Annotated in this window: 16 protein-coding genes; 3 read left to right on the top strand and 13 right to left on the bottom strand. The window is 73.1% G+C overall.

Annotated features, from left to right (window positions below):
- Positions 1 to 215 precede the first annotated feature (215 nt).
- The gene (locus ACIQ9G_RS32460) at positions 216 to 1,559 is read right to left on the bottom strand and encodes an AI-2E family transporter (RefSeq protein ID WP_403616811.1); all 1,344 of its coding nucleotides are present in this window, start codon (positions 1,557 to 1,559) and stop codon (positions 216 to 218) included.
- A 59-nt stretch (positions 1,560 to 1,618) separates the two neighbouring features.
- Positions 1,619 to 1,813 (bottom strand): DUF3046 domain-containing protein, encoded by a 195-nt coding sequence (locus ACIQ9G_RS32465; RefSeq protein WP_403616814.1) that lies wholly within the window; start codon positions 1,811 to 1,813, stop codon positions 1,619 to 1,621.
- An 80-nt stretch (positions 1,814 to 1,893) separates the two neighbouring features.
- Between ACIQ9G_RS32465 and ACIQ9G_RS32470 the strand changes: the two genes are divergently transcribed.
- Positions 1,894 to 2,838 (top strand): prenyltransferase/squalene oxidase repeat-containing protein, encoded by a 945-nt coding sequence (locus ACIQ9G_RS32470; RefSeq protein WP_403616816.1) that lies wholly within the window; start codon positions 1,894 to 1,896, stop codon positions 2,836 to 2,838.
- 125 nt (positions 2,839 to 2,963) lie between these two features.
- Here the strand turns inward: ACIQ9G_RS32470 and ACIQ9G_RS32475 are convergent, their stop codons facing one another.
- The 3 genes from ACIQ9G_RS32475 to ACIQ9G_RS32485 are packed head-to-tail and all read right to left on the bottom strand — an operon-like array spanning position 2,964 to position 4,881.
- A complete protein-coding gene (locus ACIQ9G_RS32475; RefSeq protein WP_403616819.1) occupies positions 2,964 to 3,272 on the bottom strand; it encodes an AzlD domain-containing protein in 309 nt (102 codons plus the stop codon).
- Positions 3,269 to 4,015 carry an AzlC family ABC transporter permease gene (locus ACIQ9G_RS32480; RefSeq protein WP_403616822.1) on the bottom strand — a complete coding sequence of 249 codons (747 nt, stop codon included), beginning with the start codon at positions 4,013 to 4,015 and terminating at the stop codon, positions 3,269 to 3,271. Before ACIQ9G_RS32480 ends, ACIQ9G_RS32475 begins: the two co-directional genes overlap by 4 nt.
- On the bottom strand, positions 3,916 to 4,881 hold the full coding sequence (locus ACIQ9G_RS32485; RefSeq protein ID WP_403616825.1) for an AraC family transcriptional regulator: 966 nt from the start codon (positions 4,879 to 4,881) through the stop codon (positions 3,916 to 3,918). Before ACIQ9G_RS32485 ends, ACIQ9G_RS32480 begins: the two co-directional genes overlap by 100 nt.
- A 123-nt stretch (positions 4,882 to 5,004) precedes the next feature.
- On the opposite strand from ACIQ9G_RS32485, the gene ACIQ9G_RS32490 reads away from it, so the two are divergent.
- Complete coding sequence (locus ACIQ9G_RS32490) at positions 5,005 to 10,137, top strand: DEAD/DEAH box helicase (RefSeq protein ID WP_403616828.1); 5,133 nt, start codon at positions 5,005 to 5,007, stop codon at positions 10,135 to 10,137.
- A 117-nt stretch (positions 10,138 to 10,254) separates the two neighbouring features.
- A complete protein-coding gene (locus ACIQ9G_RS32495; RefSeq protein ID WP_403616831.1) occupies positions 10,255 to 11,118 on the top strand; it encodes an Fpg/Nei family DNA glycosylase in 864 nt (287 codons plus the stop codon).
- 7 nt (positions 11,119 to 11,125) lie between these two features.
- On the opposite strand, the gene ACIQ9G_RS32500 is transcribed toward ACIQ9G_RS32495, so the two are convergent.
- The 8 genes from ACIQ9G_RS32500 to ACIQ9G_RS32535 form a co-directional block, all read right to left on the bottom strand.
- Entirely contained in the window at positions 11,126 to 11,359 is a 234-nt protein-coding gene (locus ACIQ9G_RS32500) for a hypothetical protein (protein WP_403616833.1), read from the bottom strand.
- A 303-nt stretch (positions 11,360 to 11,662) separates the two neighbouring features.
- Positions 11,663 to 12,037, bottom strand: a complete 375-nt coding sequence (locus ACIQ9G_RS32505; RefSeq protein WP_392195211.1) for a helix-turn-helix domain-containing protein — start codon at positions 12,035 to 12,037, stop codon at positions 11,663 to 11,665.
- A gap of 109 nt (positions 12,038 to 12,146) precedes the next feature.
- Positions 12,147 to 12,692 carry a CinA family protein gene (locus ACIQ9G_RS32510; protein ID WP_403616836.1) on the bottom strand — a complete coding sequence of 182 codons (546 nt, stop codon included), beginning with the start codon at positions 12,690 to 12,692 and terminating at the stop codon, positions 12,147 to 12,149.
- The gene (pgsA, locus tag ACIQ9G_RS32515) at positions 12,689 to 13,606 is read right to left on the bottom strand and encodes a CDP-diacylglycerol--glycerol-3-phosphate 3-phosphatidyltransferase (protein ID WP_403616865.1); all 918 of its coding nucleotides are present in this window, start codon (positions 13,604 to 13,606) and stop codon (positions 12,689 to 12,691) included. Before pgsA ends, ACIQ9G_RS32510 begins: the two co-directional genes overlap by 4 nt.
- 155 nt (positions 13,607 to 13,761) lie before the next feature.
- The gene (gene rimO, locus ACIQ9G_RS32520) at positions 13,762 to 15,234 is read right to left on the bottom strand and encodes a 30S ribosomal protein S12 methylthiotransferase RimO (protein WP_403616838.1); all 1,473 of its coding nucleotides are present in this window, start codon (positions 15,232 to 15,234) and stop codon (positions 13,762 to 13,764) included.
- A gap of 101 nt (positions 15,235 to 15,335) precedes the next feature.
- A complete protein-coding gene (locus tag ACIQ9G_RS32525; RefSeq protein WP_403616841.1) occupies positions 15,336 to 16,178 on the bottom strand; it encodes a helix-turn-helix domain-containing protein in 843 nt (280 codons plus the stop codon).
- Positions 16,179 to 16,462: 284 nt separating this feature from the next.
- Positions 16,463 to 19,270, bottom strand: coding sequence for a DNA translocase FtsK (locus ACIQ9G_RS32530; protein WP_403616843.1), 2,808 nt, complete (start codon positions 19,268 to 19,270; stop codon positions 16,463 to 16,465).
- 181 nt (positions 19,271 to 19,451) lie between these two features.
- Positions 19,452 to 20,132 (bottom strand): two-component system response regulator, encoded by a 681-nt coding sequence (locus ACIQ9G_RS32535; protein ID WP_403616845.1) that lies wholly within the window; start codon positions 20,130 to 20,132, stop codon positions 19,452 to 19,454.
- Positions 20,133 to 20,211 lie beyond the last annotated feature (79 nt).

A 20,211-nucleotide genomic window follows, 5' to 3' on the forward strand; every position in this document is an offset into this window, starting at 1 on the left:
TTTGCTTGAGTCGATCGCTTCACGTCAAAGACGCTAACGCCTGCCACTGACAATGCGCCCCGACGCCCGTCCGGCCTGTGGATAACTCGGGCACTTCTCCCCTTGAACGGGGCGAAATCCCCCCGTCGAGCCGCGCCGGAGCTTCCATAAGAATGGATGTTCGATTTTCGTGTCAAGCGCACCACTCGGTGCGGCGCCCCGGGCGAACCGGCCGTCTACCGCCCCGTCCCCGGTCGCTCCCCGGACGGCCCGTGCTCGGACTCCCCCGCCGCCGGTGCGTCCGCGGCCCCGGCCTGCGCCACGACCCGGGCGCCCTCCGCCCCGGCCCGCGGCTCCTCCGGCCGCCGCGCCCACAGCCCGCGCGCCCGCGTGAACAGGCCCCGGGTCGAGCCCCGTCCGCGATGACCGTGGACCCGGGGGTCGTCCGTGACGTCGTACCGCTTCACGTAGGCCCCGAGAAAGGCCTGCAGGGTGGCGACCGCGGGAATGGCGATCAGGGCGCCGACCGCACCGAGGAGCGCGGTGCCCGCGATCACCGACCCGAAGGCGACCGCGGGGTGGATGTCGACGGTCTTCGAGGTCAGCTTGGGCTGGAGCACGTAGTTCTCGAACTGCTGGTAGACCACGACGAAGACCAGCACCCACAGCGCATACCACGGGGCGACCGTGAAGGCGATCAGCATGGGCAGGGCGCCCGCGAGGTAGGTGCCGATGGTCGGGATGAACTGGGACACCAGGCCCACCCAGACACCGAGCACGGGCGCGTAGGGCACGCCCAGCGCCTGCAGCAGGATGTAGTGGGCGATCCCCGAGATCAGCGCCATCAGACCGCGCGAGTACAGGTAGCCACCGGTCTTGTCGACGGCTATCTCCCACGCGCGCAGCACCTCGGCCTGCCGGGCGGGCGGCAGGACGGAGCAGAGGGCGCGGCGCAGGCGCGGCCCGTCGGCGGCGAAGTAGAAGGAGAACAGGCCGACGGTCAGCATCCGGAACAGGCCGCCGAGCACCTGGGCGGACACGTCGAGCACGCCCGCCGCGCTGTTCTGCGCGTACTTGCGCAGCCAGTCGGAGTGCAGCAGGCCTTCCTGGACGTCCACGCGCCGGAGCTCGGTGTGGAACGTCGTGTTGACCCAGTTGATCACCGAGTCGAGGTACTCCGGGAAGCCCTCGACCATCTTGATGATCTGCCCGGCGAGTATCGAGCCGAGCAGGGCGACGAAGCCCGCCACGGCGATCATCAGGCCCAGGAACACCAGGAAGGTCGCGAGGCCCCGGCGCATGCCGCGGGCGGCCATGCGGCTCACCGCCGGCTCTATGGCGAGGGCCAGGAAGAACGCGATGAGGACGTTGATCAGCAGGCCCGTCACCTGGTGGAAGGCCCAGCTGCCCAGCTGGAACGCGGCAACCAGCGCCAGCGCGAGCACCATGGCGCGCGGCAGCCAGTGCGGCATCCGGGCGCCCGCCCCGGCGGCACCCTCGGCCGGGGGCCGGGCGGGCGGCGTCGGGTCGAACGGGGATGCGTGCCGGGGGATCCGCCCGGTGTCGTCAGTGGGTGCCACGGTGCAAGTCTCGCCCACGCCACCGACAACCAGCGCCGGTCGTGCGGGGCCCGGTCCGGTCAGCGCATCTCCGGCGGAACGTTCATGACCCGGCAGACCACGCGCCACACGTCCTTGGCCTCCCAGCCCGCGTCCAGCGCCTCGTGCACCGTGCGCCCGCCGAGTTCGGACATCACGTGGTCGCGCGCGAAGGTGTCGGCGTACCCCGTGCCGAAGTGCTCCGCCATCCGCTCCCAGAAGACCGTCAACCGCATGAGTCCAGTATCCCGCCCCTGGGGGTGGGCCCGAGCCGGGACCGCGTGCCGGGACCGCTTTCCGCCCTACGGTCTGACTCATGCCCGAAACCGGAGCCTCCCCACTCCCCCCGACGCCCCAGGCGTCCTCCCCGCTCTTCCGCGCCGAACACTTCGTCTGGCTCACCGCGCGCGTACTGGAGCAGCGGCTGTTCGCGCACCACTTCCTGAACGGCGCCGCCGACCCGGTGGAGACCGCGCTGGACGCCTACCGCAACGAGGACGGCGGCTTCGGCCACGCGCTGGAGCCCGATCTGCGCGGCCCGGTCAGCCAGCCGCTGCACACCGCTCACGCGCTGCGCGTCCTGGACTCCATCGGGCGCTGCGGCGGACAGCGGGTGGAACGCGTCTGCCGCTACCTGACCTCCGTCTCCACGCCGGACGGTGCCCTGCCCGCCGTCCACCCCAGCCAGCGCGGCTATCCGGCGGCTCCCTTCGTGCCGATCGTGGACGACCCGCCGAGCGACCTCCTCGCCACCGGTCCCGTGGTGGGGCTGCTGCATCGCAACGAGGTGTGGCACGCCTGGCTGTTCCGGGCGACCGACTACTGCTGGCAGCGGATCGAGTCCCTGGAGAGGTCCCACCCCTACGAGATCGAGGCGGCCGTCACCTTCCTGGACGCCGCTGCCGACCGCACGCGCGCGGAGGCGGCCGCCGACCGGCTCGGCCGCCTGGTCCGCGACCACCGGCTCGCGGCGCTGGACCCGGAGCACCTGGAGGCCTTCCCGGTCGCGCCCGGCTACGCCCCGGAGGAACACCACTTCCCGTACGACTACGCGAGGACCCCCGGCTCCCTCGCGCGCGAGTGGTTCACGGACGACGAGATGAACCGTTCGCTGGACTTCCTGGCGAGCCGGCAGCGGGAGGACGGCGGCTGGCCGATCACCTGGCGCCAGTGGGCTCCCGGCGTCGCCCTGGAGGCGCGCCCCATGGTGACGATCGAGGCCCTGCGCACCCTCCGGGCGTACGGCCGGGCCATCGGCTGAGGCGGAAGCGTCCCCGCGGCACGCACGCGCGTGCGTGCCGCACGCCATTGGGCCGCCGTCCCGCCCGCCGCTCGCGCCCGCTCCACGATCGCCCGTGCCCCCACGTCCGCCGCCCGCGGCTCACGTCATCCGCCCATGGCCCGCACTCCCGCCGTCACCACCACGGCCGCCGCGACGACGAGCAGGAACGGCGCACGCAGCAGCAGCGCGACCGCGGCGGCCGCGAGGCCGGCCGCCCGCGCGTCGAGGACGAGCGCGTGCCCGTCGGCGAAGGTCTGCTGGGCGGTGAGAGCGGCGAGGAGGGCGACGGGCAGCAGCGCGGCGAGCCGCTTCACGAGCGGGCGCTCCAGTGCGCCAGCCGGCACGAGCAGCCCGGCGAGCTTGACTGCGTAGCAGCCGAGGACGGTCGCGGCGATCGCGATCCAGGCGTTCAACGCTTCCCCTCCCGTCCGCCGTCGCGTGCGCCGCCCACGCGCCGGCCCTCCAGCCAGAGCACGGCCGGTGCCGCGAGCGCGGCCAGCAGCACGGGCACCCCGGCGGGCAGCACGGGCAGCAGCCCCAGCCCGAGCAGCACGGCGAGAGCGGCGACGGCCCGCTCGGTGGCGGTCCTCAGCATGGGCGCGAGCAGCGCCAGGAAGACGGCGGGACCGGCCGCGTCGAGACCCCACGCCGCGGTGTCGCCGATGGCCTTGGCGCCCAGCGCGCCGAGCAGTGTGGTGAGGTTCCACAGCAGGTACAGGGTGATCCCGGTGACGGTGAAGCCGAGCCGCGCGGCGCGCCGGGTGGGCTGGGCGAGGGCCACCGCGGTGGTCTCGTCGATGACCCACTGGGCGGCCAGCGGGCGCAGCGCGCGCGGGAGGGCCAGCACCTGGGACAGGCGCAGCCCGTAGAAGGCGTTGCGCACCCCGAGGAAGAAGGCGCCCGCGGCCGCCGTGAAGGGATTGCCCCCGGCCGCGAGCGCCCCCACGAGCGCGAACTGGGAGGCACCGGTGAACACCAGCAGGCTGAGCGCACAGGTCTGGAGCAGCGTGAGCCCGCTGCCCGCCGAGGTCACCCCGAAGGCGAACCCGGACAGGCCTACGGCGATTCCGACTCCGAGGGCGTCCCGTACGACGGCTGCGTCCGGTTTGTCTCCGTCGTCGGGGCGTATGTCTGCGAGTGCTGTCTCTTCTGCCACGCCTGCGACGGTAGGAGCAGCCGCTGCCGCGCGTCTTGTACGTTCTTGCGCTCACGCCGGTAGGCCCCCGGAGGCACGCCCACGATGCGGGAGAAGTGCCGGCTGAGGTGCGCCTGGTCGGTGAACCCCACGACGGCGGCGGCCTCCGCCGGGGCCGTGCCCGCGTCGAGCAGCCGTCGGGCCCGCCGCACGCGGGCGTCGGTCAGCCAGGCGTGCGGCGGCATCCCGTAGGCGTCCCGGAACGCCCGCAGCAGCGCGAACGGGCTGGTCCCCAGGTCGCCCGCCAGCCGCTCCAGGGTGGGCGGCCCGGCCATCCGCTCCTCCAGCACGGCACGCGCGCGTGCCGCGAGCCGCGTGCCGGCCGTCCGCACCTCCCGCCGCGGCAGCGTCCCGCCGTTCAACCGCAGCAGCCGGGTCACGGCCACCCGCAGCAGCGTGTCGGCCGCCAGCGCGTTCCCCTCGTCCGCGGCCCGCAGCACCTGATGGACCAGTCGGGCGGCGTACGGATCGTCGAGCACCGGGCTCGCGAAGCCGGGCGTCCCGCGGATCCCCGTGGTCTCACCGGCGATCTCGGCCACCAGCTCCGGCGCCGGATACACCGCCCCGTACCGCCACCCCTCCGGCACGCCCGCGCGCCCCGTGTGCGGGGTGTCCGGATTGACCAGCGCGAGCGATCCCGCCCCCGCGTACTGGTCGGCCCCTCGGTGGTGGAACACCTCGACACCCTCGGCGATGGCGGCGATCACGAAGTGCTCGTGCGTGTGCCGCACGAACGCCTTCCTGACGTACCGGGCCCGCAGCAGATCGACACCGGGCAGCTCCTCGTAGCTCCAGTGCCGTGCCCGCTCCTCGCCAGACCCTTCCATGCGTCCATCTTCCGTCACGCCGGACGGGGGACGGACCGCCCCGCCGCTCCGACGGCTCCTCCGCCGACGTGGCAAAGCCGCAGCTCAGAGCGGACTGTCAGTGGCCGGGTGCAGGATTGATGCATGTCCAGCTCAGCACACCGAGCCCTCGACGGCTTCTCCCCCGCGACCCGCGGCTGGTTCACGGGGGCCTTCTCCGCGCCCACCGCCGCCCAGTCGGGCGCGTGGCAGGCCATCGCGGAGGGCTCGGACGTGCTGGTGGTCGCCCCGACGGGCTCCGGCAAGACGCTGGCCGCCTTTCTCGCCGCGCTCGACCAGCTCGCCTCCACCCCGCCCCCGGCCGACCCGAAGAAGCGCTGCCGGGTTCTGTACGTCTCCCCGCTGAAGGCCCTCGCCGTCGACGTCGAGCGCAATCTCCGCAGCCCCCTCACCGGCATCCGCCAGGAATCCGTCCGCCTCGGCCTGCCCGAGCCCGAGGTGAAGGTCGGCATCCGCTCCGGCGACACCCCGGCCGCCGAGCGTCGTGCCCTGTCCACGCGCCCGCCGGACATCCTGATCACCACCCCCGAGTCGCTGTTCCTGATGCTCACCTCGGCCACCCGCGACGCGCTGACCGGCATCGAGACGGTGATCCTGGACGAGGTGCACGCGGTGGCCGGCACCAAACGCGGCGCGCACCTCGCGCTGTCACTGGAACGGCTGGACGAGCTGCTGCCCCGGCCGGCCCGCCGCATCGGCCTGTCCGCGACGGTCCGCCCGGTCGACGAGATCGCCCGCTACCTCTCGCCCCGCCGCAAGGTGGAGATCGTCCAGCCGGAGTCCGGCAAGGAGTTCGACCTCTCGGTCGTCGTCCCGGTCGAGGACCTGGGCGAGCTCGGCGGCTCCCCGGTCGCCGACAGCGACGACGGCGCGGAGCGTCCCTCCATCTGGCCGCACGTCGAGGAGCGGATCACCGACCTGGTCCAGGCCCACCGCTCGACGATCGTGTTCGCCAACTCCCGCCGGCTCGCCGAGCGCCTGTGCAACCGGCTCAACGAGATCGCGTACGAGCGGGCGACGGGCGAGTCCCTGGACGAGCACCACTCCCCGGCCGAACTGATGGGCGGCTCCGGCGCGGCGCACGGCGCGCCGGCGGTCATCGCGCGCGCCCACCACGGCTCGGTCTCCAAGGAGCAGCGCGCCCTGGTGGAGGAGGACCTCAAGGCGGGCCGGCTCCCCGCCGTGGTCGCCACCTCCAGCCTCGAACTGGGCATCGACATGGGCGCCGTGGACCTCGTCGTCCAGGTCGAGTCCCCGCCGTCCGTCGCCTCCGGCCTGCAGCGCGTCGGCCGCGCGGGACACCAGGTCGGGGCGGTGTCCACCGGCGTGGTCTTCCCGAAGTACCGCGGCGACCTCGTCCAGGCGGCGGTCGTCACCGAGCGGATGCGGTCCGGCGCCATCGAGGCGCTGCGGGTGCCCGCCAACCCGCTGGACGTCCTCGCCCAGCAGGTCGTCGCGATGACGGCGATGGACACCTGGCAGGTGGACGACCTGCTCGCCGCGGTCCGCCGGGCCGCGCCGTTCGCCTCCCTGCCGGAGTCGGCGTTCACGGCCGTCCTCGACATGCTCGCGGGCCGCTATCCCTCCGACGCGTTCGCGGAGCTGCGCCCGCGCGTGGTGTGGGACCGGGTGACGGGCACGGTCACCGGCCGCCCCGGCGCGCAGCGCCTCGCCGTCACCTCCGGGGGCACGATCCCCGACCGCGGCCTCTTCGGGGTCTTCCTCGCCGGCTCGGACCCCAAGAAGGGCGGGGGCCGGGTCGGCGAGCTGGACGAGGAGATGGTCTACGAGTCCCGGGTCGGCGACGTCTTCACGCTCGGCACGAGCTCCTGGCGCATCGAGGACATCACCCGCGACCGGGTCCTGGTCTCCCCCGCGCCGGGCGTGCCGGGCCGGCTGCCGTTCTGGAAGGGCGACCAGCTGGGCCGGCCGCTGGAACTGGGGCGCGCGGTGGGCGCGTTCCTGCGCGAGGTCGGCGCGCTGTCGAAGGAGGACGGCCGGCTGCGCCTGCTGGCGGCAGGCCTCGACGCCTGGGCCGCGGACAATGTGCTGACGTACCTGGACGAGCAGCGCGAGGCCTGCGGTCACGTCCCGGACGACCGGACGATCGTCGTGGAGCGCTTCCGCGACGAACTCGGCGACTGGCGGGTGGTCGTGCACTCCCCGTTCGGCGCGCAGGTGCACGCCCCGTGGGCGCTGGCGCTCGGCGCCCGCCTGTCGGAGCGGTACGGCATGGACGCGCAGGTCATGCACGCCGACGACGGCATCGTGCTGCGCCTGCCCGACGCCGACCTGATGGGTCTGGACCTGCTGGACCAGGAACCCGCGAAGGGGGGCGCCCCCTTCGGCGGGGCGGGCGACGCCGACCAGGCGCCGGTCGGTGCGGCGGACGTCGCCTTCGACAAGGGCGACGTCGACCAGATCGTCACCGACCAGGTCGGCGGCTCGGCCCTGTTCGCGTCCCGCTTCCGCGAGTGCGCCGCGCGCGCCCTGCTGCTGCCGCGCCGCAACCCCGGCAAGCGCACACCGCTGTGGCAGCAGCGGCAGCGCGCGGCCCAGCTGCTCCAGGTGGCGAGCGAGTTCGGTTCGTTCCCGATCGTCCTGGAGGCCGTCCGCGAGTGTCTTCAGGACGTCTTCGACGTTCCGGGTCTCGTGGAACTGATGGGCGACCTCGAGTCCCGCAAGGTGCGCCTGGTCGAGGTCACCACCCCCGAGCCGTCGCCCTTCGCGCGCTCCCTGCTCTTCGGCTATGTCGCCCAGTTCCTGTACGAGGGCGACTCGCCGCTGGCCGAGCGCCGCGCCGCCGCGCTGTCCCTGGACTCGCGGCTGCTGGCCGAGCTGCTCGGCCAGGCGGAGCTGCGGGAGCTGCTGGACGCCGAGGTGCTGACCGAGCTGGAGCGCGAGCTGCAGTGGCTGACCGAGGACCGGCGCGTCAAGGACGTCGAGGGCGTCGCGGACGTGCTGCGGCTGCTCGGTCCGCTCACCGACGCCGAGCTTGCCGAGCGCGGCGCCGAGCCGCACTGGGCTCAGGAGCTGGCCTCCGCCCGCCGGGTCATCCGGGTGCGGATCGCCGGGGCCGACCACTGGGCGGCGATCGAGGACGCGGGCCGGCTGCGCGACGCCCTCGGCACGGCGCTGCCGGTGGGTGTCCCGGAGGCGTTCACCGAGCCCGTCAAGGACCCCCTGGGCGACCTGCTCGCGCGCCACGCCCGCACGCACGGCCCGTTCACCTCGGCCACGGCGGCCGCCCGCTTCGGCCTGGGCGTGGCGGTCACGGAGGGCGCGCTGCAGCGGCTCGCGGCCGGCGGCCGCGTGGTGCAAGGGGAGTTCCACCCGGCGGGGATCGGGCAGGAGTGGTGCGACGCGGCCGTCCTGCGCAGGCTGCGCCGCCGGTCACTGGCCGCACTGCGGCACGAACTCGAACCGGTGCCGCCGGCCGCGCTCGCCCAGTTCCTGCCGCAGTGGCAGCACGTCGGCAAGGGACACGGACTGCGCGGCATCGACGGACTGGTGCGCGCCGTGGAGCAGTTGCAGGGCGCGTCCGTACCCGCCTCCGCGCTGGAGAAGCTGGTGCTGCCCTCCCGTGTCGCGGGCTACACCCCCTCGATGCTCGACGAACTCACCGCCGCCGGCGAGGTGGTGTGGGCGGGCGCGGGCGCGCTGCCCGGCAAGGACGGCTGGGTCTCGCTGTATCTGGCGGACGCGGCCCCGCTGCTCCTGCCGCCACCGCACCCACTGGAGCTGACCGCGCTGCACCAGTCCGTCCTCGACACCCTCGCCGGCGGCTACGGCCTGTTCTTCCGTCAGATCGCCGACCAGGTCCGCGCCACCACGCACCCCGAGGCCACCGATCCGCAACTGGCCGACGCCCTCTGGGACCTGGCCTGGTCCGGCCGCCTCACCAACGACACGCTCGCCCCGATGCGGTCCCTGCTGGGCTCGGGCCGTACCGCGGGGTCCACGGCCCACCGCGCCAAGCGCTCCGTCCCGCGCGGGCGGTACGGCTCGCTCACGGCCGCCGCCCGCGCCGCGTCGCGCACCGGCCCGCCGACCGTCGCCGGCCGGTGGTCCCTGCTGCCCGGCCGGGAGGCCGACGCCACCGTGCGCGCCCACGCCCTGGCGCGCACGCTCCTCGACCGGCACGGTGTGGTCACCCGGGGAGCGGTGGCGGCCGAGGGCGTCGAGGGCGGCTTCTCGGCCGTGTACCGGATCCTGTCCGCCTTCGAGGACAGCGGGCAGGCCCGGCGGGGCTATGTGGTGGAGGGCCTGGGTGCCGCCCAGTTCGCGATGGACGGCGCGGTCGACCGCCTGCGCGCGGTGTCCAACGCCCGCGAGCGGGGCGAGGGTTCGCCGGCAGCGAACTTCGGGAACGGCGGCTTCGGCGCACCCGACGACTTCGACGCCGCTCACGGCACCGGCTCCCCGAACGGCCCCGGCGCCCCTGACGGCTTCGGCGGCTTCGGCGGCTTGCCCCCGTCCGAGGCCCCCGCCCCACAGGCCGACCCCTGGGACGGTGGACCGGCCCTCGACGGCGACTGGCCGCCCCCCGCACCCCCTCGGCCCGGCGAGTACGTGTCGCCCCACGACTTCGCGGACCCGGGCGCGGGCGGCCCCCGCGGCGGCGGCCCCCGCGGCGGCGGTCCGAGAGGCAGCGGCCCCTACGGCACCGGCTATGGCAACGGCCACGAGTCCGGCACCCGGCCCGGCTACGGCAACGGCCACGAGTCCGGCACCCGGCCCGGCTACGGCAACGGCCACGAGTCCGGCACCCGGCCCGGCTACGGCAACGGCTTCGGGAGCCGCGGATCCCGTACCCCCTCCGCCGACTCCCGGGCCGTCGTCCTCGCCGCCTCCGACCCCGCGAACGCCTACGGCGCCGCCCTGCCCTGGCCCGAACCGCCGACCGGCGCGGGGCACAAGCCGGGCCGCAAGGCGGGGTCCCTGGTGGTTCTCGTCGACGGTGAGCTGACCCTCTACATGGAGCGGGGCGGCAAGACACTGCTGGCCTGGCCCACCGACCCCGAGGAGAAGGCCACCGAGGACCCGCGTCTGCGGGCGGCAGCCGGGGCGCTCGCCGCGGCCGCTCGCGCGGGCTCCCTCGGCACGGTCACCGTCGAGCGCGTCAACGGCACCCCTGCGCTGACCTCCCCCATCGGCACCCTCCTGGAAGGAGCGGGCTTCATCGCCACCCCGCGCGGACTGCGGCTGCGGGCGTGAACAGGACGGTCCCGCCCGGGACCGGGACGTATGCGTCCTCCCGGGACGCACGAGGCGCACAGGCCCCACGGTGCGTACGAGGCGCACGGGGCGCGGCCGTCGTGGCACCCTGGACACATGCCCGAAGGTGACACGGTCTGGCAGGCCGCGCGACGGCTGCACGACGCCCTGGCGGGCAAGGTGCTGACCCGCAGCGACCTGCGGGTGCCGAAGTACGCCACGGTCGACCTCACCGGCCGGACCGTCCTGAACACCGTCGCGCGCGGCAAGCACCTGCTCACCCGCGTCGAAGGCGGCGTGACGCTCCACTCGCATCTGCGGATGGAAGGCGCCTGGAAGGTGTACGGACCCGGCGAACGCTGGCGGGGAGGCCCCGCCCACCAGATCAGGGTCATCCTCGGAACCGCCGAGCGCACGGCCGTCGGATACCGGCTCCCGGTCCTGGAGTTCCTGCACACCAGCGCCGAGGAACGCGCAGTCGGCCATCTGGGCCCCGACCTGCTCGGGCCGGACTGGGACCCCGAGCGGGCCCTGGCCAATCTCCTCGCCGACCCCGCCCGCCAGCTCGGCGAGGCCCTGCTCGACCAGCGCAACCTCGCCGGGATCGGCAACGTGTACAAGAGCGAGCTCTGCTTCCTGCTCGGTGTCACCCCCTGGCTCTCCGTCGGGGCACTGCCCGCCGATCGCGCCGCGAAGCTGCCCGCCCTCGCCAAGAAGCTCCTGGAGGTCAACCGCGAGCGGGTGGTCCGCCGGACCACGGGCCTTCCCCACCAGGACCTGTTCGTGTACGGCCGCGCGCCCCGACCCTGCCTGCGCTGCCGGACGTCGGTCCGGGTGGCCGACCAGGGCGACGGTTCCCAGGAGCGGCCCACGTACTGGTGCCCCACCTGTCAGGCGGGCCCCGCTCCGGCACCGGGTTCCCCCCAGCGGTGGCGGGAACGCTACGCCCGTACAAGTCCTACCGGCCGTAAGCCGGGTTGACGGTCCGTCAGAACCATTCGTGCGGTTTTGGCCGGGCCTCGGGCGGGCACGACCCCGCGGTCCCGGTCGCCCCGGGCTTCGGTACGCAGTGCACCGGCAGCAGGCTCAGGCCCCAGCCGCCGGCCGCGACCGCCCCCTCCAGCACCCCCGCGTCGTACGCCAGCGCCAGCCGCAGTACCGCCCACCACCACACCAGCGCCATCGCCAGAACGGCCCCCCGGCGCACTATCGGCCCCGTCATCGCTCCCACCTCCAGCACGAAGCTAGAACGCGGCCCCCTCCCGTAGGAGGGCGCACCGAGTCGCACAGAGGGCGCGTCCGTCCCTTCCCGCGCCGGTCACCCGAACGAAGCCCGCCCTCCACCATGACCGCACCTCACCCCACCGGCAAACGGGCACGGCGAGGGCGGCGCCGCAGCCCCCGCGGACATACGAAAACCCCGGCCGGCGTCCCTCCGGGTCTTCCCGGAGAAACCCCGGCCGGGGCCTCACAACGTGTGCGTCAGTGCACGTGCGTCAGTGCACGCACGCGGGTGCGTGGCAGGTCACGCGGCAACCACGTCCACCGCTTCGGCGGGGGCCTTGATGGTCACGCGTTCCGGCGGCACACCGGTCACCGACACGGAACCCAGCATCGGACGAACCGGCGTGGGAACGGTCTCGGTGGCCGCGGCAGACTGGGCCAGCTCGGCGAGGGCGAGCTCGTCGCTCACTTCCCGCATGAGCTCGGACATCCGTACGTCCAGCGCGTCGCAGATGGCGGAGAGCAGCTCGGAGGAAGCCTCCTTCTGCCCCCGCTCCACCTCGGAGAGATAGCCGAGCGAGACTCGGGCGGACGAGGAGACTTCGCGCAGAGTACGGCCCTGGCGCTGGCGCTGCCGACGCAGCACGTCACCCAGCAGGCGACGGAGCAGAATCATCGGTGGCTCCCTCCTCGGACCGCGTAGCCGCATCCTTCACGCCCCACCGTACCGCCTCGCGCCGCGGCCGTGCGGGGAGCGATGTCGTGTTCACTCAGGGCTGCAAACATCAGAACCCCCCGTTCCGTTCCGTATCCTGTGCCCGCTCATTTCCGGTCTGTTCGCTCGCGAGCTGCTGGAGAAGCAGCGCGAGTACGCTCCGTACACTCTCCATACGAATTTCCGCCCGGCTGCCGTTCAACCGCAGCGAGGCCGTTTTCCCGCCGTGAACGGCGCCTTTTTCGGCCTCCGAGGGCCCGTCCACGGCCACGAAGACCGTCCCGACGGGTTGCCCGTCCTGGGGTTCGGGGCCGGCCACTCCGGTGGTCGCGATGCCCCAGTCGGCTCCCAGCGCCTTGCGCACTCCGGCCGCCATCTGGGCCGCGACCTGCGGATCCACCGCTCCCCGCTCGGCCAGCAGGGTGGCGTCGACGCCGAGCAGCTCGTGCTTGAGGTCGGTGGCGTAGGCCGTCACCGAGCCCCGGAAGACCTTGGAGGCCCCGGGCACCGTGGTGATCTCCGCCGCGACCAGGCCACCGGTCAGCGACTCGGCGACGGCGATCGTCTCGTCCCTCACCGTGAGTAGTCTCACCACTTCGGTGGCGGGGGAACTCACGCTTCCGACTCCTCCAACGCCGCCCGGCGCTCGGCGATTCCCCGCCGGCGCAGCACCACGGCCTGCCTCACGTAATCGAACCCGGTCACCACGGTCAGGACGACCGCCACGGCCATCACCCAGAACCTCAGGGTGGCCAGCCACCCCGTCAGCGCCAGCACGTACATCCCGACGGCCACGCCTTGCGTGAGGGTCTTCAGCTTGCCGCCTCGGCTCGCGGGGATGACGCCGTAGCGGATGACGAGGAAACGCAGGAGTGTGACCCCGAGTTCCCGGCCGAGGATCACGGCGGTCACCCACCACGGCAGATCGCCCAGGCCGGAGAGGCAGATCAGCGCCGCCCCCATGATCGCCTTGTCGGCGATGGGGTCGGCGATCTTCCCGAAGTCGGTGACGAGGTTGTAGGTCCGCGCCAGATGCCCGTCGAACAGGTCGGTGATCATGGCGACCGCGAAGGCCGCCCAGGCGAGCGAGCGCCAGGCGGGGTCGTACCCGCCGCCGGCGAGCATCAGGGCGACGAAGCCGGGGACCAGCAGCAGCCGCAGCATCGTCAGCAGATTGGCGACATTCCAGACGCTGGCCTGGTTGACCGCGGCGGCCGCGATCTTGCCGCCGCGCAGCGGCCGGACGCCGCCTTCCTCACCGGCCCCGGAGTCGACGTCGCCGGCACCGGCCACACCAGCGCCGGCATCGACTCCCTCGGCACCGAATCCGATCCCGGCGCCGGCACCCGCACCGGCGCCGCTGCCGGAAGCGGAAGCCGAACCGGCAGCACGGGAGTCACCACCGACACCACCGGACGCCCCAGGAACTCCGGGAACACCGGAAACACCAGGGCCTCCGGCACCTCCGGAAACACCGGACTCCCCCGGCGTATCCCCGACGCCGCCGGACGCACCGGAAGCACCCGTCATCGCGGGAACACCCACCGGACCGCCGGACAAGGCGCCGGAACCAAGACGACCGGCCCGACCGGAAGCCCCGCCCGCGTCGGCACGGCCCGAGACCGCCCTCGCGGCCGCCCCCTGCCCGCCGGAGGAGCCGCCTGCCGCGGATGCCGGGACTCCCGTCATCTGCCCGCCTCCTCACTCCACGCGAGCGAGCCCTGGAGCGGCTCCGCCACCAGGTCGACGCCTTCCGTACCGACCACCTTCGCCTCGACCATACGGCCGACGTCCAGGCCCTCGCCGCTCGTGAGCAGCACCTGGCCGTCGGTCTCCGGCGCCTGGTGCGCCGCACGGCCGTACACGCCCTCCTCGGCGTCGACCGACTCGACGAGCACGCGCACCGTTTCGCCGACGCGCTCCTCGGCGCGCTGCGAGACGAGCTCCTCCGCGAGCCGCGAGAGGTGGGCGAGCCGCTCGGCGACGACGTCCTCGTCGAGCTTGTTGTCGTAGCCGGCGGCCTCGGTGCCCTCCTCGTCGGAGTAGCCGAAGACGCCGATGGCGTCCAGTCGCGCGCCGTTCAGGAAGCGCTCCAGCTCGGCGAAGTCGGCCTCCGTCTCGCCCGGGAAGCCGACGATGAAGTTGGAGCGCACGCCGGCCTCGGGGGCCTTGGTGCGGATGGTGTCGAGCAGCTCCAGGAAGCGGTCGGTGTCGCCGAAGCGCCGCATGGCGCGCAGCACGCCGGGCGCGGAGTGCTGGAAGGACAGGTCGAAGTAGGGGGCGACCTTCGGGGTGGAGGTCAGCACGTCGATCAGGCCGGGCCGCATCTCGGCGGGCTGGAGGTAGCTGACGCGGACACGCTCGATGCCGTCGACCTCGGCGAGCTCGGGCAGCAGGGACTCCAGCAGGCGGATGTCGCCCAGGTCCTTGCCGTAGGAGGTGTTGTTCTCGGAGACCAGCATGACCTCCTTGACGCCCTGCTCGGCCAGCCACCGCGTCTCGTTGAGCACGTCGCTCGGGCGGCGGGAGATGAAGGAGCCGCGGAAGGACGGGATGGCGCAGAAGGAGCAGCGCCGGTCGCAGCCGGAGGCGAGCTTCACCGAGGCGACCGGGGCGCCGTCCAGGCGGCGGCGCAGGGGCGCGCGCGGGCCCGACTCCGGGGCGAGCCCCTCCGGGAGGTCCGCGGGGGCGCCGTGTCCGGGCAGGGCGACGTCGGTCGCGGAGTGCCGCTCGGCCGGGCTGATCGGCAGCAGCTTGCGGCGGTCCCGCGGGGTGTGCGCGGCGTGGATGCCGCCGGACAGGATGGTCTGCAGGCGGTCGGAGATGTTCGTGTAGTCGTCGAAGCCGAGCACGCCGTCGGCCTCGGGAAGGGCCTCGGCGAGCTCCTTGCCGTAGCGCTCGGCCATGCAGCCGACCGCAACCACCGCCTGCGTTCTGCCCTGGCCCTTGAGGTCGTTGGCCTCCAGGAGGGCGTCGACGGAGTCCTTCTTGGCGGCTTCCACGAAGCCACAGGTGTTGACCACGGCGACGTCCGCTTCCGCGGCGTCCTCCACGAGCTGCCAGCCGTCCGCCTCCAAACGGCCTGCGAGCTCCTCCGAGTCCACCTCGTTACGGGCGCAGCCGAGAGTGACGAGTGCGACGGTACGGCGTTCAGGCATGGGCTCAAGACTACTTCGTCCCGCTGACACCCCACGTCGACGGGGTTGGCCGATCTTGGCCAACCCCGTCACGAGCGCACCCCTTGGGCCCCCTCGCGGGCCTATCCGACCTGCGGGTCGCCCTTGGTGTATGTGAGGCGTTCCACGGCGCCCGGCTGGAACTGGTCCTCGATCTTCTTGCCGTTGACGAAGAGCTGGATCGCTCCGGCGTCACCGAGGATGAGGTTGATCTCGGAGTTGTCCTGGAAGGTCTTGGAGTCGCCCTTCTTGAGCAGCCCGTCGAAGAGCATCCGGCCGTTGTGGTCCTTGGCGGAGATCCAGCTGCGTCCGCCCGTGGCGCTGACCTTGACGGTGACCTTGTCCTGCGGGGCGGCCGCGATGGCGCTGTCGGAGGGCTCGGGCTTCTGGTCGGCGGGCTTGCTGCTCTTGGGCGTGGGCGAGGCCGGCTTGCCGGGCGTCGACGCGGATCCCTCGGCGACCTGGGTCCCGGCGCCGTCGCCGGAGTCGCCGCCCGTGAAGGCGGTGAAGCCGACGAAGCCGACCACGGCGACGATCGCGGCGACCATGGCCGCGGTCCAGTTCGGGCCGCGGCGCTCGGGGCGGATACGTTCCGCCTCGAACAGGGGGGCGGCCGGAGTGGGGGCGGGGCTCCCGCCGTGCTGGGTGCCGTACCGCGCGAGCAGCGGGGCGGGATCGAGGTGCACGGCCTTCGCCAGGGTCCGGATGTGCCCGCGCGCGTAGACGTCTCCGCCGCAGGGGGCGAAGTTGTCGGCCTCGATGGCGTGCACGATGGCGATACGGACCCGCGTGGCGCTGCTGACGTCGTCGACGGTCAGCCCGGCGGCGATGCGAGCCTGCCGCAGGGCCTGGCCGATGGAGGGGCGGTCTTCCTCGGAAACGTCTTCGAACGGACGCTCGTCTTCAGGGGAGTTGCCGATGGACACGGGGGCGCCTTTCGAGCGTGTAGCCGCCTGTGCTGGAGGTTCAGTCTAGGGGGGTGCGAAAGGTGGAGCGACCCGGCGGTAGGACTTTGTACGCCATCGGAATGGCCGGACAATCCGATGGTGGGACAGATCCGGAGCCCAGCGTGGGACCCGCGCCCGTCCTTTCGCTCAACTTGACGTATGTCCAGGGGAAACGGTTGCCCGTCGCTCGCTAACGGGTGGATCACGGTGCACGCACCCCACCCACCCGCAGTAGGCGGATCCGCCGGACGGCCGTCTTGCCGCTACCCGACGGACTCCCCGCGAATCACGGCCAGCACACCGTCCAGGTCGTCGGGTTTCACGAGAACGTCACGTGCCTTGGAGCCCTCGCTGGGGCCGACGATGTTCCGCGACTCCATGAGGTCCATCAGCCGCCCGGCCTTGGCGAAGCCGACCCGCAGCTTGCGCTGGAGCATGGAGGTCGACCCGAACTGGGTCGAGACGACCAGTTCGGCCGCCTGGCACAGCAGGTCGAGGTCGTCGCCGATGTCCTCGTCGATCTCCTTCTTCTGCTTGGTCCCCACGGTGACGTCGTCCCGGAAGACGGGCGCCATCTGGTCCTTGCAGTGCCGGACGACGGCCGCGATCTCGTCCTCGGTGACGAACGCGCCCTGCATACGGGTCGGCTTGTTCGCACCCATCGGCAGGAAGAGCCCGTCGCCCTTGCCGATCAGCTTCTCGGCGCCCGGCTGGTCGAGGATGACGCGCGAGTCGGCGAGCGAGGAGGTGGCGAACGCGAGTCGCGAGGGCACGTTCGCCTTGATCAGACCGGTGACGACGTCGACCGAGGGCCGCTGGGTGGCGAGCACCAGGTGGATGCCGGCGGCCCGCGCAAGCTGGGTGATGCGCACGATCGCGTCCTCGACGTCGCGCGGCGCGACCATCATCAGGTCGGCGAGCTCGTCGACGATCACCAGCAGATACGGGTACGGCTGCAGCTCCCGCTCGCTGCCCTCGGGGGGCTTGACCCTTCCCTCGCGCACCGCGCGGTTGAAGTCGTCGATGTGCCGGAAGCCGTACGCCGCGAGGTCGTCGTACCGCAGGTCCATCTCCCGGACGACCCACTGGAGCGCCTCGGCGGCCCGCTTGGGGTTGGTGATGATCGGCGTGATCAGGTGCGGGATGCCCTCGTACGCGGTGAGCTCGACGCGCTTGGGGTCGACCAGGATCAACCGGACGTCCTCGGGCGTGGCCCGCATCATGACCGAGGTGATCAGGCAGTTGATGCAGGACGACTTGCCGGAACCGGTCGCACCGGCGACCAGCATGTGCGGCATCTTCGCCAGCGAGTGCATCACGTAGCCGCCCTCGACGTCCTTGCCGAACGCGACGAGCATCGGGTCGTCGTCCTCGGCCGACTCCGCCAGGCGCAGCACGTCGCCGAGGTTGACCATCTCCCGGTCGGTGTTGGGGATCTCGATGCCGACCGCGGACTTGCCGGGGATCGGGCTGATGATCCGGACGTCCGGGCTGGCGACGGCGTACGCGATGTTCTTGGTGAGCGCGGTGATGCGCTCGACCTTGACGGCGGGCCCGAGTTCGACCTCGTACCGCGTGACCGTCGGCCCGCGCGTGAAGCCGGTGACGCGGGCGTCGACCTTGAACTCGGTGAAGACGGTGGTCAGGGAGTCGACGATCGCGTCGTTGGCCGCGCTGCGCGACTTGCCCGGGCCGCCGCGCTCCAGCAGGTCCAGCGGGGGCAGGGAGTAGGTGATGTCGCCGGACAACTGGAGCTGCTCGGCGCGCGGCGGCAGCTCGCGGGTCTCGGCGGGCGGCGTCTTGGTGAGGTCGGGGACGCCGGCCGGTTGCTCCTCCTGCGGGGGGCGGGCGGCCGCGGCGGCCTTGGCGGGGCGGCCGGCCGCTTCGTCCCGTTCGGGGCGGGCGGCCGGGGTGTCCTGCTCGGGGCGGGCGGCCGGGACGGGGGTCGGGGTCGTCTCCACGCGGTCGCCCACGCTCACGCCCTGGGTGAGGTCGGCGACGACCTGCGAGGGGGGCATGCCATGCAGGACCGCGCCGTCGAGCGCCGCCGCGGCGGCCGCGGCGACGTCCACGGCGTCCATCTGCCGCCCCATGTCGGGCTGCGGCACGGCGGAACGCCGGGGGCGGCCGCGGCGCTTGGCGAGTGCCTCCTGCTCCGCGCCCTCGGGGTCGTACGCCTGAGGGGCGCTCTGGCGCTTACGGGGGCGCTCGGGCAGCGCCTCGCGCCACTGCTCGTCGTAGTGCGCGTCGTCCTCGGCGTACGCGAGTTCGTCGTCCTCGGGCTCGGGCAGGATGCCGAGCTTCACCCCGAGCAGCCGCAGCCGCTGCGGGATCGCGTTGACCGGGGTGGCCGTGACGACCAGCAGGCCGAAGACCGTGAGCAGCACGAGCAGGGGTACGGCGAGCACGTCGCCCATGGCGTACGTCAGCGGGGTCGCCGCGCCCCAGCCGATGAGGCCGCCGGCGTCCCTTATGGCCTGCATGCCGTCGCCGCGGGCGGGTGAGCCGCAGGCGATGTGGACCTGGCCGAGCACACCGATGAGGAGCGCGGACAGGCCGATCACGATGCGGCCGTTGGCCTCCGGCTGCTCGGGGTGCCGGATGAAGCGCACGGCGACGACCGCGAGCAGCAGCGGCACGAGCAGGTCCAGGCGGCCGAAGGCCCCGGTCACCAGGATCTCGACCAGGTCGCCGACGGGGCCGCGCAGGTCGGCCCAGGTGCCGGCGGCGACGATCAGCGCGACCGCGAGCAGCAGCAGGGCGACGCCGTCCTTGCGGTGCGCGGGGTCGAGGTTCCTGGCGCCCTGCCCTATGCCGCGGAACACGGCGCCGACGGCGTGCGCGAGGCCGAGCCAGAGGGCGCGCACGAGCCGGTAGACGCCCCCGGTCGGGCTCGGCGCCGGCCGGGGCGCGGGCGCCTTGGCCGCGGCCTTCCTGACGGGTGCCTTGCGCGCCGGGGCCTTCTTGGCGGGGGCCCTCTTCGCAGCGGCGGCCTTCTTCGCCGCAGCCTTCACGGGAGCGGCCGCCTTCCTGACGGGCTGCTTCTTGGCTGCGGAGGGACGTGAGGCCATAGGTGTGAGGTTACCGGTGGAGACGACGCCGGACACGTGTGCCCAGTGCTTCACCCGTTCGTGTCGTGCCGACGAGGTCGGGAAACTGACGGCACCTCATGAGGCGACGGGCCGTCACCCGCACACGGCGAACAGCACATCCGACATGTCCGGAAGGTGTCGAACGCCCGGGCGGCACGGGTCAGTTCGTCGACGAGACCGCGGAAGTGCTGCCCGCCCCCGGCTCCAGGGCGTCCAACGCCCGCCGCAGGCCCGTCAGCTTGCGCTCCAGATGGGCCGCCGTGGCCACCGCGGCCGCGTCCGCCGAGTCGTCGTCGAGCTGCTTGGAGAGCGCCTCGGCCTGCTCCTCCACGGCCGCGAGGCGGGCGGAGAGCTCGGCGAGCAGCCCGGCCGACTCCTTGCCCTCGCCGACACCGGCCTTGCCGCCGCCCTCCAGCTGGAGCCGCAGCAGGGCCGCCTGCTCCTTCAGCTGGCAGTTCTTCATGTACAGGTCGACGAAGACGGAGACCTTGGCGCGCAGCACCCACGGGTCGAAGGGCTTGGAGATGTAGTCCACCGCGCCCGCCGCGTACCCGCGGAACGTGTGGTGCGGGCCGTGGTTGATCGCGGTGAGGAAGATGATCGGGATGTCCCGGGTCCTCTCCCGCCGCTTGATGTGCGCCGCAGTCTCGAAACCGTCCATGCCCGGCATCTGCACGTCGAGCAGAATCACCGCGAAGTCGTCCGTGAGCAGCGCTTTGAGTGCTTCCTCCCCGGACGATGCCCGCACCAGCGTCTGATCGAGCGCAGAGAGGATGGCCTCCAGCGCCAGCAGATTCTCCGGCCGGTCATCGACCAGGAGGATCTTGGCCTTCTGCACCATGGCCCGCCCTCCTCGCCCCGGCGTGGGGCCACCCCTGTCCGCGTGAACCGGGGAGGCACCCGCGGGTGCCGCCCCAGGG

Source organism: Streptomyces sp. NPDC096152 (genome assembly GCF_044763235.1).
Classification (GTDB): domain Bacteria; phylum Actinomycetota; class Actinomycetes; order Streptomycetales; family Streptomycetaceae; genus Streptomyces.